At 29.7% G+C, this 14,470-nt stretch carries 13 protein-coding genes and 1 riboswitch; of the genes, 12 read left to right on the top strand and 1 reads right to left on the bottom strand.

Annotation, left to right across the window (positions count from 1 at the left end):
- Positions 1-227: 227 nt before the first annotated feature.
- The 12 genes from rny (at position 228) to BEE63_RS19645 (ending at position 13,902) form a co-directional block, all read left to right on the top strand.
- Positions 228-1,769 carry a ribonuclease Y gene (gene rny, locus BEE63_RS19700; protein ID WP_066023009.1) on the top strand — a complete coding sequence of 514 codons (1,542 nt, stop codon included), beginning with the start codon at positions 228-230 and terminating at the stop codon, positions 1,767-1,769.
- Positions 1,770-1,924: 155 nt separating this feature from the next.
- Positions 1,925-2,185, top strand: a complete 261-nt coding sequence (locus tag BEE63_RS19695) for a stage V sporulation protein S (RefSeq protein ID WP_066023008.1) — start codon at positions 1,925-1,927, stop codon at positions 2,183-2,185.
- Positions 2,186-2,354: 169 nt separating this feature from the next.
- Entirely contained in the window at positions 2,355-3,227 is an 873-nt protein-coding gene (locus BEE63_RS19690; RefSeq protein ID WP_066023007.1) for a decaprenyl-phosphate phosphoribosyltransferase, read from the top strand.
- 41 nt (positions 3,228-3,268) lie between these two features.
- Positions 3,269-4,465, top strand: a complete 1,197-nt coding sequence (locus BEE63_RS19685) for a pyridoxal phosphate-dependent aminotransferase (RefSeq protein WP_066023006.1) — start codon at positions 3,269-3,271, stop codon at positions 4,463-4,465.
- Positions 4,466-4,576: 111 nt separating this feature from the next.
- Positions 4,577-4,837: an HPr family phosphocarrier protein gene (locus tag BEE63_RS19680; protein WP_066023005.1), complete on the top strand. Its 261-nt coding sequence runs from the start codon at positions 4,577-4,579 to the stop codon at positions 4,835-4,837.
- Between the two features lie 203 nt (positions 4,838-5,040).
- A complete protein-coding gene (gene purB, locus BEE63_RS19675; protein ID WP_066023004.1) occupies positions 5,041-6,471 on the top strand; it encodes an adenylosuccinate lyase in 1,431 nt (476 codons plus the stop codon).
- A gap of 86 nt (positions 6,472-6,557) precedes the next feature.
- A complete protein-coding gene (locus BEE63_RS19670; protein ID WP_066023003.1) occupies positions 6,558-7,403 on the top strand; it encodes a L,D-transpeptidase family protein in 846 nt (281 codons plus the stop codon).
- Between the two features lie 152 nt (positions 7,404-7,555).
- Positions 7,556-7,855 (top strand): ATP-dependent Clp protease adaptor ClpS, encoded by a 300-nt coding sequence (locus BEE63_RS19665; RefSeq protein ID WP_066023002.1) that lies wholly within the window; start codon positions 7,556-7,558, stop codon positions 7,853-7,855.
- 3 nt (positions 7,856-7,858) lie between these two features.
- Positions 7,859-10,114: an ATP-dependent Clp protease ATP-binding subunit ClpA gene (clpA, locus tag BEE63_RS19660; protein WP_066023304.1), complete on the top strand. Its 2,256-nt coding sequence runs from the start codon at positions 7,859-7,861 to the stop codon at positions 10,112-10,114.
- Between the two features lie 92 nt (positions 10,115-10,206).
- Positions 10,207-10,309, top strand: a riboswitch (SAM riboswitch).
- Positions 10,310-10,404: 95 nt separating this feature from the next.
- The gene (gene metA, locus BEE63_RS19655) at positions 10,405-11,316 is read left to right on the top strand and encodes a homoserine O-acetyltransferase MetA (RefSeq protein WP_066023001.1); all 912 of its coding nucleotides are present in this window, start codon (positions 10,405-10,407) and stop codon (positions 11,314-11,316) included.
- Between the two features lie 58 nt (positions 11,317-11,374).
- The gene (locus tag BEE63_RS19650; protein WP_066023000.1) at positions 11,375-12,133 is read left to right on the top strand and encodes an aminoglycoside adenylyltransferase domain-containing protein; all 759 of its coding nucleotides are present in this window, start codon (positions 11,375-11,377) and stop codon (positions 12,131-12,133) included.
- 785 nt (positions 12,134-12,918) lie between these two features.
- Positions 12,919-13,902 (top strand): tyrosine recombinase XerC, encoded by a 984-nt coding sequence (locus tag BEE63_RS19645; protein WP_066022999.1) that lies wholly within the window; start codon positions 12,919-12,921, stop codon positions 13,900-13,902.
- Positions 13,903-14,010: 108 nt separating this feature from the next.
- On the opposite strand, the gene BEE63_RS19640 is transcribed toward BEE63_RS19645, so the two are convergent.
- Positions 14,011-14,409 carry a hypothetical protein gene (locus BEE63_RS19640; RefSeq protein ID WP_066022998.1) on the bottom strand — a complete coding sequence of 133 codons (399 nt, stop codon included), beginning with the start codon at positions 14,407-14,409 and terminating at the stop codon, positions 14,011-14,013.
- Positions 14,410-14,470: the final 61 nt, after the last annotated feature.

Below are 14,470 nucleotides of genomic sequence, written 5' to 3'. Positions count from 1 at the left end.
TGTAGAAATATCTGCAACCTTTTATTGTAATTTAGCTTATTTTTTTACAGATGTTTTAATAATACTATATCTTGACATAATGATTAATTTAATATACAATTATCACATATACAAATACTGGTTTAGCATATTCAAATGATTGCCAATTGAATAATATGACACCTTTTCATAGCTTCATTAATTTTACTTTATAATATTGCAACATAAGCAAAGGGGTGTTTTAGGCAATGGATGTTAATAAATTAATAATTACTATAGTTTGTGTAATTGTTTTAATAACTATAGTTGAATTGTATATCAGAAGAAAATATGCCTGGGCTAAGATTTCAAGGGCAGAAGAAGATGCAAAGAAAATAAAAGAAGATGCTAAAAAAGAAGCCGAAACACTAAAAAAAGAGGCGACTTTGGAAGCAAAGGAAGAAGCTCATAGATTAAGAGCTGATCTAGATAAGGAAACTCGCGAAAGAAGAAGCGAAATTCAAAGATTAGAAAGAAGAAATCTTCAAAGGGAAGAAACTTTAGACAGAAAAAATGAATCACTTGAGAAAAGAGAAGTTACCCTAGATGAGCGTGAAAACTCAATACAAGAAAAGCAAAATACTATAGAGGAACTCTATAAGGAACAAAGACAAAAACTAGAGAGACTTTCCGGATTAACTTCTGAAGAAGCAAAGAATTTATTATTAGAAGAAGTTAATAGAGAAATAAGGCATGAAAAATCTGTAATGATTAAAGAAGTAGAACAAAAGGCTAAGGAAGAAGCAGATAAAAAAGCAAGAGAAATTATTACTTATGCTATTCAAAGATGTGCAGCTGATCACGTTGCAGAATCAACGGTTTATGTTGTATCTCTTCCTAATGATGAAATGAAGGGTAGGATAATCGGTAGAGAGGGCAGAAATATTCGTACAATTGAAACTCTTACTGGTGTTGATTTGATTATTGATGATACTCCAGAGGCTGTTATTTTATCTGGATTTGATCCTATTAGAAGAGAAGTAGCTAGAATTGCTCTTGAAAAGCTTATACTTGATGGGAGAATACATCCTGCTAGAATTGAAGAAATGGTTGAAAAAGCTAAAAAAGAGGTTGAAAATAATATTAAAGAAGAAGGAGAGCAAGCCACTTTTGAAACAGGGGTTCATGGGTTACATAGTGAACTTACTAGATTGCTTGGAAGGTTAAAATATAGAACCAGTTATGGTCAAAACGTTTTAAAGCATTCCATAGAAGTGTCATATCTTGCTGGCTTTATGGCAGCAGAACTTGGTATCGATCCTACTTTTGCTAAAAGAGCTGGTCTTCTTCATGACATAGGTAAAGCTGTTGACCATGAGGTTGAAGGACCACATGCTTTAATAGGTGCAGATGTCGCTAAAAAATATCGTGAACTTCCTCTAATTGTAAATGCAATAGGAGCTCATCATGGTGATGTAGAGCCACAATCTTTAGAAGCTATTTTAGTTCAAGCAGCGGATGCAATATCAGCAGCAAGACCTGGAGCAAGGCGTGAAACTTTAGAAGCTTACATCAAAAGGCTACAAAAATTAGAAGAAATAGCTAATTCTTATGAAGGTGTAGAAAAGTCATATGCCATTCAGGCTGGAAGAGAAATCAGAATTATGGTTAAACCAGAAACAGTTGACGATGCGGGTTCTGTAGAAATGGCAAGAGGTATTGTTAAACAAATTGAAGAACAATTGGAATACCCTGGTCAAATAAAAGTAAATGTTATAAGAGAAACTCGCGCAGTTGAATATGCAAAATAAAAAACCAAAATAAAAGGATCCTTTCAATTTATATTTATAAATTGGAAGGATTTTTTATTTTTTTACATTTACTAGAAGGATTTTCTTATTATATGTAGAATTATATACATATAACAATATAAAAATATACTATTTATCAACTTAGGAGGGTTATTATGGAAGTATTAAAAGTTTCAGCAAAATCAAATCCAAATTCTGTAGCAGGAGCTTTAGCAGGGGTCTTAAGGGAGAGAGGTGCTGCTGAAATCCAGGCTATAGGAGCAGGTGCCATTAATCAGGCAGTAAAAGCAATTGCAATAGCACGAGGTTTTGTTGCTCCAAGCGGCATTGATCTTGTATGTATTCCAGCTTTTACTGATATTGAGATAGATGGGGAGGAAAGAACAGCAATTAAACTTATTGTTCAACCTAGATAATTATAAATTTAAATTATAGGGGATTAAATCCCTTGTAATTTAGCTGAATTATTATGAAATTATTTTAATTATATTTATAAAGAGACTTTTGAATTTTACAAAGTCTCTTTTATTTATTATAAAAATGTGGTAAATTATTGTTTGTAGATAATTTTTTTGGAGGAATATTATGAAAAAAATTGACGTAAAAGCTATTATTACTCTCATGAGACCACAGCAATGGACAAAAAATGTTTTCATTTTTGCAGCAATTATATTTTCTAGAAAATTTACAGATATAAATTTGCTTTTAAGTAATTTTCTTATTTTCTTTATATTCTGTCTTGCAGCTTCAAGTGTATATATTCTTAATGATATAATGGATGCAGATAAAGATAGAAAACATCCTGACAAGAAAAATAGACCTATAGCCAGCGGTAGAGTCACAAAAACACAGGGAATAATTTTATATATAATACTTATTTTATTCCTCTCAGTAATTACATATAAAATAAATTTACAAATATTTATTGTAATATTAACTTATATAGTAATGAATATTTTCTACTCTATTAAATTAAAAAATATAGTTATAATAGATGTTATGATTATAACTGCTGGATTTGTTTTAAGAGTAGAAAGTGGAAGTATTATAACTAATGTAGAACTGTCTCCATGGCTCATTTTATGTACGATGCTTCTTTCTTTGTTCTTAGCTTTAAATAAAAGGAAAGGAGAAATTGTAGCATTAAAAGAGAAAAGTTCATCTACAAGAAAAATACTTCAAGAGTATTCTGTAAGTTTAATAGATAAAATGTTAACTATAGTAACTCCATCAATATTGATTGCTTACTGTCTTTATACTTTTAGTTCCGTACAAGACAGAGGAATGATGATAACAATACCTTTTGTATTATATGGAATATTTAGATATCAATATTTAATGGAAAAAGAAAATGCAGGTGCAAAACCGGAAGCTATATTTGCTAAAGATAAGCCTTTTTTAATAAACATCATATGCTGGTGTTTATCATCCTTAATTGTTATTTATTTTAAACTGTAATAATTATAACTAAAATATAAATAGATGTGGAGGAAACATAAATGAATTTTTCTAAGAAAGCCGAACAAATAACACCTTCTATAACTTTAGCCATAACTGCTAAAGCTGCAGAAATGAAATCAAATGGAATAGATGTAATAGGATTTGGAGCAGGAGAGCCAGATTTCAACACACCCAAAAACATACAAGATGCTGCCATATCTGCTATTAGAAATGGTTATACTAAATATACTCCTGTCTCAGGAATTAAGGAATTAAAAAAAGCCGTATGTGATAAATTTAAAAGAGATAATAATTTAGATTATGATATTTCTGACATTATAATTTGTACTGGAGCTAAGCAGTGTCTTTCAGATACATTTTCAGCTTTAATTAATCCAGGTGATGAGGTTATAATAGGTGTACCTTATTGGGTAACTTATCCTGAACTTGTAAAATTAAATGATGGTGTATCTGTACTCATCAATACTAAAGAAGAAAATCATTTTAAATTATCTATTGAAGATATAAAAAATGCATATACTAATAAAACAAAGGCAATACTACTTAATAGTCCTTCAAATCCAACAGGTACAGTCTATACAAGAGAAGAGCTTAATGAAATAGCTGATTTCGCAAAAGAAAAAGACTTATTTATAATTTCTGATGAAATATATGAAAAACTAATTTATGATGGAGAAAAACATATAAGCATTGCAAGTTTAAGTGAAGATGCCTTCAATAGAACTATAGTAATAAATGGAATGTCTAAGTCTTATGCTATGACTGGTTGGAGATTAGGATATGCTGCATCAGGCTGCACAAAGCTCATAAAGCTTATGTCAAATATACAAGGACATACTACTTCAAATGCAAATTCAATAACCCAATATGCCAGCGTTGAAGCTTTAAATGGAAGTCAAGAAGACTTAAAGTTTATGGTAGGTGAATTCGAAAAAAGAAGAAATTACATGGTAAAAAAAATAAATAGCATAAATAGAATTCATTGTACTATGCCTAAAGGTGCTTTTTATGTAATGATAAATATAAGTGAATTATTTGGTAAAAAAGTTAATGGCATAGAAATAAATAATTCTGTAGATTTTTCAAAAGCATTACTAGAAGAAAATAAAGTAGCCGTAGTTCCTGGAGCTGGTTTTGGAAGTGATAATTATGTTAGATTGTCTTATGCTACATCTATGGAAAATATAGTAAAAGGCCTGGATGAAATAGAAAATTTTGTAACTAAGCTCAATTAAAAATAGTAATAAATTTAAATTATAATAAATGGAATTTTTCTTGAACATGCCACTGATTTATGGTATACTTTAGGAAGCTTATTAGTAATAATAATTTTAGAGGTGATTTGTATGGTAACTAAAAGTGTCGTTGTTAAAAGTTCAACTGGTTTACATGCTAGACCAGCAACATTACTAGTAAAAAAAGCATCAGGTTTTAAATCAGATGTAACTATGGAATTTAATGGAAAGAAAGCTAATGCTAAAAGCCTTATAGGTGTTTTATCATTAGGAGTTTCAAAAGATAGTACTATTAAGTTAATCGTTTCCGGTGATGATGAAGCTTTAGCATCTGAAGAAATTGTTAAATTAATTGAATCATTAGATGAATAGGTAAATGAAAAAAAACAATGGAAATTAAATTTTCATTGTTTTTTTTATTTTAGCAATCTAATATAAATTCACAAAAAAGTTTATACTATAAGTATTGCATTGTTATTATCATAATTACGAACAAAAATCTTATATTAAGCAAAAATATATGTTATAATATAAACGAATTTAACAAAAACAATATTTATGTACGGAGGTATAGTATGAGGGATACATATGAAACACCACTTAACAGAAGATATGCTTCTAAGGAAATGAGCTATATTTTTTCTGATAATATGAAATTTAGGACATGGAGAAAGCTTTGGGTTGCATTAGCAGAAAGCGAAATGGAATTAGGTCTTAATATAACTAAGGAGCAAGTTAGTGAATTAAAAGCTCACATTGATGATATAAATTATGATGTAGCAGAAAAAAGAGAGAAAATAGTAAGACATGATGTAATGAGCCATGTATATGCCTATGGCGTTCAATGTCCATCAGCAAAGGGTATTATACATCTTGGAGCTACATCGTGTTATGTTGGTGATAACGCAGATATAATCATAATGAAAGAAGCTCTTCTAATAATAAGGAAAAAACTTCTTAATGTAATATATGATTTGAGCAAATTTGCACTAAAGTATAAATCTTTACCCACATTAGGATTTACTCATCTTCAACCTGCTCAGCTTACTACAGTTGGTAAAAGGGCAACTTTATGGATACAAGATTTAATGATAGATTTAGAAAATCTTGATTTTGTAATACATAATTTAAAGTTAAGAGGAGTTAAAGGTACAACAGGAACTCAAGCAAGCTTTATGGATCTTTTTAACGGAGATGAAAATAAAGTTAAAGCTCTTGAAAAAAAGGTTGTTGAAAAAATGGGATTCAAAGCTGCATATAATGTAACCGGTCAGACTTATCCTAGAAAAATAGATTCCGTAATTTTAAATACTCTTTCCGAAATTGCTCAAAGTGCATATAAATTTAGCAATGACTTAAGAATACTTCAAAACATGAAGGAAATGGAAGAACCTTTTGAAAAAAATCAAATAGGATCTTCAGCTATGGCGTATAAAAGAAATCCTATGAGATCTGAAAGAATAAGTGCACTTTCAAGATATATAATTGTAAATTCTCTAAATCCAGCAATAACTGCTGCAACTCAATGGTTCGAAAGAACTTTAGATGATTCTGCAAATAAAAGAATTTCAGTTTCTGAAGGATTTTTAGCATTAGATGGGGTTCTTAATTTATATATAAACATATCATCTAATATGGTTGTATATGAGAAAGTAATAGCATCACACGTTAAAAATGAACTTCCATTTATGGCAACAGAAAATATTATGATGGAAGCTGTAAAAAAAGGCTGCGATAGACAGGAGCTACATGAAAGAATAAGAGAACATTCTATGGCAACTACTAAAAGAATTAAAGCTGAAGGACTGCCAAATGATTTAATAGATAGAATTAAAAAAGACCCTTCTTTCAAATTGACCGAGGATGAAATTGATAAAATAATAGATCCAAATAAATTTGTAGGTAGAGCACCATCACAGGTTGAAGAGTATATAAATGATTGTGTAAAACCAATTCTTTTAGAAAATGAAGAAATTTTGGGCATTAATGTAAATATTGAGGTATAAATATTTACACATGGATTTTAAAAGTATATAATTAATTCATAGGAAATATTTTCTTGAATTAATTATATATTGTAAAGGGTGACCATATGTTTAAACAAAAAAGAATAATTAGTTTGGCTATTATACTCATTTTTATTTTTTCTGGTTGTTCAAACATACAAAATAAAGCTAAAAATAAAGTTAAGTCTAAAACTCTGACTTCGTCTATTAAGAAAAAAAGCAAACCTAAAGAAGATCCGGATAAATCTAAGATTTTTAAATTAGGTGACAACGGTGAAGAAGTAAAGAAAATACAGGATGAACTTAATAAGTATGGTTATTCAATAACCGCAGACGGAAAATTTGGTGCATCAACAGATTGGGCTATAAGAGATTTTCAATACAGGCATAATATAAATATAGACGGAAGCGTTTCAGAGCAAACAAATAGCTTGTTAAAACAGCCTCCAACAAATGAAACTATGGTAAATTCTAATGTTACACCAGATCCTAATCCTGATGTTCAAGCGTGCAAAGCAGCTGCTGAAAATACTGTAAATACTAAAGATACACCTACATATACTAAATTCTTTATAATGACTTCCCTCAGCGAACAGAGAGTATACATTTTTAATGGTGAACCTCATAATTGGAAACTCATAAATACTTTTGAATGTACTTCAGGTTCATCTGAAACACCAACAATAACAGGTCATTTTTTTGTCGAAGGAAAAGGACTTGCTTTTAAAACTGAAAATGACATCATATGTAAATACTATACGCAAATTCAAGGAAATTATTTATTCCATAGTATACTTTTTGATAAAAAAGGCAATGTAGTTGATGGGACTTTAGGTGCATCCTTGTCACATGGATGTGTTCGCCTTGCACTGCAAAATGCAAAATATATATACGACACGGTACCAATGGGAACAGGGATTTGGATATATTAGGCATAAAACAAAGATGTATATTCACATATAGAATAGTACATCTTTGTTTTATGCCCAATTTATTTTACATATAATATTATTTAATATAAGAAGATGTTATAATATATATTATAATTTAAATAAGATAATTTATAATTGGAGTTGTATAGATTATGTCTTTTAAAACTTCTTTGAAAGAAAATATAAAATTTAACATTAAAAAGCCAAAAATGTATAAAGTAATACTACATAATGACGATTATACTACAATGGAGTTTGTAATTGAAATCCTCATCAATATATTCAATAAAGTTCCTGCAAATGCAGTTAAAATAACTTTTGATGTTCATAAAAATGGATCTGGTATCGCAGGAATTTATCCATATGACATTGCAGCAACAAAGATAAATGAGGTTAAAGAATCAGCTTATGAAAATGGATATCCATTGAAATTGACTATGAGGGAGGTATGAGTGTTGAAATTAGATGAGATTGTAAATGAAATTATTACAGCAGCATATAGTGAAGCAAAATTTGATATGCATAAATACTTTACACCAGAGCACATTTTATATGCTTCATTATTCTATGATGCGGGAATAAATATAATAAAAAATACAGGTGGTTCTGTAGAAAAGTTAAAGCGGCAGTTAGAGCAATATTTTACAAAGAATGTAGAAAAGCTTGATTCAGGAGAGCCTACCCAAACTGTTGGAGTTGAAAATGTAATAAATGATGCAGCAAAACACGTATTATCATCTGAAAAAGATTCTGTTACAATTGGAGATATATATGTAGCAATATTTGATGATAGTTCATCCTTCGGCAGCTATTATTTAAAGAAGCAGGGTATTACAAGATTGAAGCTATTAAATTATATTACACATGGCATATCCACTGTTAATGATGACGAAGAGGAAGAAAACATAGAGCCTTTAATTGAAAACGAATATTTATTTGATGATTACCACGAAGATGAAACTTCTGTGGTGGAAAAATATACAGAAGATATTACTGAAAAAGCAGAAAAAGGTCTTATTGATCCTGTTATAGGCAGGCAAGACATTTTAAAGAAAACACTTCAGGTTCTATGCAGAAGGAGAAAAAACAATCCAATTCACGTAGGGGAACCTGGTGTTGGAAAAACTGCTATAACCGAAGGGCTTGCAAACTTAATAGCTAAAGGCAATGTTCCTAATATGTTAAAAGGCAGTAGAATATATACATTAAATATGGGAACAATGGTTGCAGGAACCAAATATAGAGGTGACTTTGAAGAAAGAATAAAAAATGTATTAAGTGAAATTTCAAAGTATGAAAAGCCTATAGTATATATAGACGAAATTCACACAATCATAGGCGCTGGAGCCGTTTCAGGCGGAACCGTTGATGCCGCAAATATATTGAAACCGTACTTTACCGACGGTAAAATTAAATTTATAGGTTCAACAACTTATGATGAATATAAAAAAATATTTGATAAGGATAGGGCTCTATCTAGAAGATTTCAAAAAATAGATGTTAGAGAACCTTCAATAGATGAGACTTACAATATACTTATTGGTATTAAAGATAAATATGAAGAGTTCCACAATGTTCGATACACTAATACAGCATTAAAGGCCGCTGCCTCACTTTCAGCCAAATGCATAAATGATAGATATTTGCCTGATAAAGCAATAGATGTAATAGACGAATGCGGCGCTTCGGCTGAAATGGATAGAAAAAATGATGAAAAAATATGTATAAACGTAAAAGATGTTGAAAATGTAATATCTACTATGTCCGGTATTCCTGTAAATGATTTATCAAAAACCAAAATAGAACGACTTAAAAATCTTAAAAAGAATCTTAAAAGTAAAATATTCGGACAGGATGAAGCTGTAAGTTCTATAGTTGAAGCTATCAAAAGATCCAGCGCCGGTTTTAACGATGAAAATAAGCCTATTGCAAGTTTCCTTTTTGTAGGTCCGACTGGCGTAGGTAAAACTGAAATATCAAAACAGTTAGCAGAAGCTTTAAATATAAAATTAATAAGATTTGATATGAGTGAGTATCAAGAAAAGCATACTGTTGCAAGATTAATTGGTTCTCCTCCAGGCTATGTAGGATACGAAGAGGGTGGTCTTTTAACGGATGCAGTAAGAAAGAATCCATACTGTGTTCTTCTTTTAGATGAAATCGAAAAAGCACATGCTGATATTTTAAATGTACTTCTACAAGTTATGGATTATGCTACACTTACAGATAACAGTGGAAAAAAAGCTGATTTTAAAAATATCATCATTATAATGACATCCAATGCCGGTGCTTCTGAAATTGGCAAAAATAGAGTCGGTTTTGGAAACAGAACCGTAGGAGAAGATAATATAGATAAAGAAGTTTCTAAAATATTTTCACCTGAATTTAGAAATAGATTGGATGATATAATAATATTTAATAAAATGAATGAAGATATGGCCATGAAAGTTGTTAAGAAGGCATTAAATGAGTTCCAGCATAAACTTACATCAAAACATATAGAAATTGAAATTACAGACAAATGCTGCAGCTTTATTGCCCAAAAAGGACTCAACTCAAATTATGGTGCAAGAGAAATACTGAGAGTTGTTCAGGAGAAAATAAAGCCGCATTTTGTAGATGAGGTTCTCTTTGGAAAACTCGTTAAGGGTAGTAAAACTTTAATAGATATAGAAAAGAACGATATTGTATTTAAAAAAAATATACAATAAAGATTTGGAACTTTTAATTTTTAGCAATGTTGACAAAGAATAAAGATTGTACTATAGTGTAATTATTGTTAAAAAGTTAATAATATATAATTCTCTTATCAAGAATGGTGGAGGGACTGGCCCTGTGAAACCTAACAACCGGCAAAGTGTACGGTGTTAATTCCTGCAAAACTTGTTTGTTTTGAGAGATAAGAAAAACAGTTTATTAATATGAATTTAGTAATCCGTTTCTCTTATAGAAATGGATTATTTTTGTATACTAATTTATAAAAAATGGGATGGTGAAAAAAATGCCTATAAGAATACCCGATAATCTTCCGGCAGCAAAAACTTTAAATGAAGAAAATATATTTTTTATGCACGAGAATAGAGCATATCATCAGGATATAAGACCTCTTAATATTCTTATATTAAATCTTATGCCTACAAAAATTGTTACAGAAACGCAGATACTGCGCCTTCTTGGAAATTCGCCTCTTCAGGTTAATCCTACTTTTATTCATACAAAAACACATAAATCTCAAAATACATCTGAAGAGCATTTAATTAAATTTTACGAAACCTTTAATGATATTAAAAACGAAAAGTTTGATGGAATGATAGTTACCGGTGCTCCAGTTGAAACTCTCCCTTTCGAAGAGGTAGATTACTGGGAAGAACTATGTAAAATCTTCGATTGGGCCGCTGAAAATGTAACATCTACTATATATATATGCTGGGGTGCGCAGGCTGGTCTCTATCATTATTATGGTATCCCTAAATATGATCTCAAAGAAAAACTTTTTGGAGTATTTAAACATACTATTACAAATACAAAGCAAAACATAAATTTAACAAGAGGTTTTGATGATGAATTTTATGCGCCTCACTCAAGACATACTACTGTAAAAAAAGAGGACGTTGAAAAGATAGAAAATTTAAATATTTTAGCGGAATCAGAAGAGGCAGGTGTCTATATAGTTGCCTCAAAAAATGGCAAGCAGATATTTGTAATGGGGCATTCTGAATACGATAGGGATACCTTAAATTCGGAATATGTCCGTGACAAAAATCAAGGTCTTGATATAAAAATTCCTAAAAATTATTTTAAGGATGATGATCCGGCTAAAGGTCCTAAAATTACATGGAGAGGTCATGCTAATTTACTATTTTCAAACTGGCTTAATTATTATGTATATCAGGAAACACCGTATGAATTGTAAGAAGAGTAAAGATCCCTGTAGTAAATATACTTTGTATTGCAGAAAGAAGTAAGCAATTATGGATTATAAAAGTGTGTTAAATAAAATTGTTAAAGCTTATAGGCATATACTTGGAAATAATCTAGTAGGGATATATGTGCATGGTTCTATTGCATTCGGATGTTTTAACTGGAATAAAAGTGATATAGATTTCCTGGTTGTTACAAATAAAGTACCATCTTTGCAGGAAAAAGTAGATATGATTCAAACCTTACTTAACTTAGAAAATCAAACCACAAAAAAGGGATTTGAAATGAGTGTAGTGTTAGAAAGGCATTGTAATAAATTTATATATCCAACTCCATTTGAATTACATTTTTCTAATGCTCATATACAGAAATGCAAAAATGATCTAACACAATATTGTGCAGATATGAATGGAACAGATAAAGATCTGGCAGCTCATTTCATTGTTACTAAAGCAGTTGGAGTTGTATTGTATGGAAAAGATATTGCTTCTGTCTTTGGAGAGGTCAACAAGGCTTATTACCTTGATAGTATTAAATCTGATATAGCTGATTCAGAAGATGATATTGAGAAAAATCCGGTATATGTCATTCTTAACCTATGTCGAGTATGTGCATTTATTAAAAATGATCTCATCCTTTCCAAAGAGCAGGGAGGGGAATGGGGAATAGAAAATATACCCAAAATTTATATTCCGATAGTAAAATCAGCCTTGAAAAATTATTGTGATGATGAAGATTTGTTATTAGATAAAGATTTGGCAAAAAAATTTGCTGCATATATGAAAAGTGAAATATTTATTAGTGATTAAAGTTATTTTTCATACTTTGGTAAAAAGAAATATTATTTTTATAGCCTCGGATTTAATTTGAGGCTTTTTATGGAACCCAGCATACTGACGATAACTTGGCACACGTACAAGTAACTTATTTAATGCAATTATGATTCGCTTGAAAAAGTAGTTTGGATTTAATGTATGAAATTCAAGATGCAGGTGATAGTTATTTGAACGATATAAAAATACATTATTGGTTTTTGCTGCAGAGGAGGTTATATTTTCAAGGTTGCTGATCGTTATTTAGAATCTATTGATTTTGAATATATAATGGGTGAAAATGAGAAATTAGGAGTAAGATTTAAAAATGAAAAAAGATTTCGCTAATGCATTATATATTTTATTATGAGTAATTTGAAATTTATATTTAGTACATGCAGAATATATTATATAATTTCCAGCTAAATTCAACTCCCTCAGCGATATAACTGATAATGCATATCACTTGATTATCAATAAAAAAGGTGAGAAGTAGTAAAAACCTAAATAATATATACAGGTTTTTACGCCAAAATATTTAATCCGCATTTGAGTGAAAATATTTAAATATAGTTTTAATTAAATGTACAAAATCATGTTTGAATGAAAAGTTTTTTGATTTTCTGTAGCAGAAACGGTTTTCAAATTTATTTCATTTAAGCTCTATAAACAATCAAATAAATAATATATAAAATTTTACTTATAAAAAGAAGGATTTTACCCCTCTTTTGTAGAATATTTTATTCGTAAAATAACAATTTGACGAAGTAAAGGAGATTTTTATGAAATATTCTTTAAAGCAAGTATATGATAATGAAATACCGCACTCTTTAAGTAGCTTTTTAATCTATCTCAAAACTATTAGGGGGAAATCTGAAAACACTATTTACAATTATAAAATGGATTTAATAGTTTTCTTTAGATTTCTCAAATTATATAGAGGTTTAGCTAAAAATATGGACTTCGATGATATTATTATAAATGATATAGATAATACATTTTTGAATTCTATAACTTTAGAAGATCTATTTGCATTTATAAGTTTTACAGAGGAATTTAGAAATAATGGTAGCTATGCCAGAGCTAGAAAAGTTGCCTCTTTAAAATCATTTTTTAAGTATCTTTCCGGTAAAGCTAAAATATTAAAAGAAAATCCAGCAGTTGAGCTTGAATCTCCTAAAATTCCTAAACGAAATCCTATATATTTAACTCTTGAAGAAAGTGAAAAACTTTTAAATTCTATAGACGGAGCCTTTAAAGCAAGAGATTATTGCATTATGGTTTTATTTTTAAACTGTGGCCTTAGATTATCTGAGCTCGTAAGTATAAATATTTCTAAAATAAAAGAAGATACTTTGACTATTGTAGGTAAAGGAAACAAAGAACGAACCATTTATTTAAATAATATGTGTTTAAAAGCAATAAATGATTATCTCCCTATTAGAAATAAAAAGGCAGCCGAAATAAAACCTGAAGATAAAGATGCTCTTTTTATAAGTAGAAAATTATCAAGAATAAACCAAAGAACTATCGAAATGATGGTTAAAAAATATGCTCTTAAAGCAGGCTTAGATTATAATAAGCTAACGCCACATAAGTTAAGGCATACAGCTGCTACTCTCATGTACAAATATGGGAATGTCGATATAAGAAGCCTTCAACAAATTCTTGGCCACGAAAGTGTGTCTACCACTCAAATATATACGCATGTTGACGATGAAAATTTACGAGAAGCTGTAAAATCAAATCCACTTAATAATATTTAGAAATTACATAACATGTATTATGTAAACTAATCTCACTATACAATTACTTAAGGGCATAACTTTGCTGATTTTAGCAGAGTTATGCCCTCTTTACTTATTAAAATTAAGTTATTTATTAAATTTATCTTTACGCAAAGTCAAAAATCCTGGAAAAGCTTCGTTTATAAATTTTTTTCTCTTCTCTTCATCATTCAATATTTCATTTAAGCCATCCACATCATTTATAAAATCAATTTCTGGTTCATCATAATCATCGTTCTCGTCTTTAACATAATCGTCATCATAATCATGAAGAATTTCGTTACTGTCATCACTATCTTTTGCTTCATTAATGTTATCATCGTCTGGTATTACATTGTCAACCAGTATAGATCTTGTGTTAGCATTATTAGGATTAAGGCATTTGCCACAATTATCACAAATTTTTTCCGGATTTAAATCGCATCTATCACATTCACCACAATTATCGCAAACTTTATTTTCATCAAGGACACACATCTTTTTCATATATTTAACCCTTCTTTACTTGTTCTAAATAGTAAATTTTATTATAACAGAAAACGAAATA

Source organism: Clostridium pasteurianum (assembly GCF_001705235.1).
Lineage (GTDB): Bacteria > Bacillota > Clostridia > Clostridiales > Clostridiaceae > Clostridium_S > Clostridium_S pasteurianum_A.
This window is presented reverse-complemented; position numbering and strand designations above follow the sequence as displayed.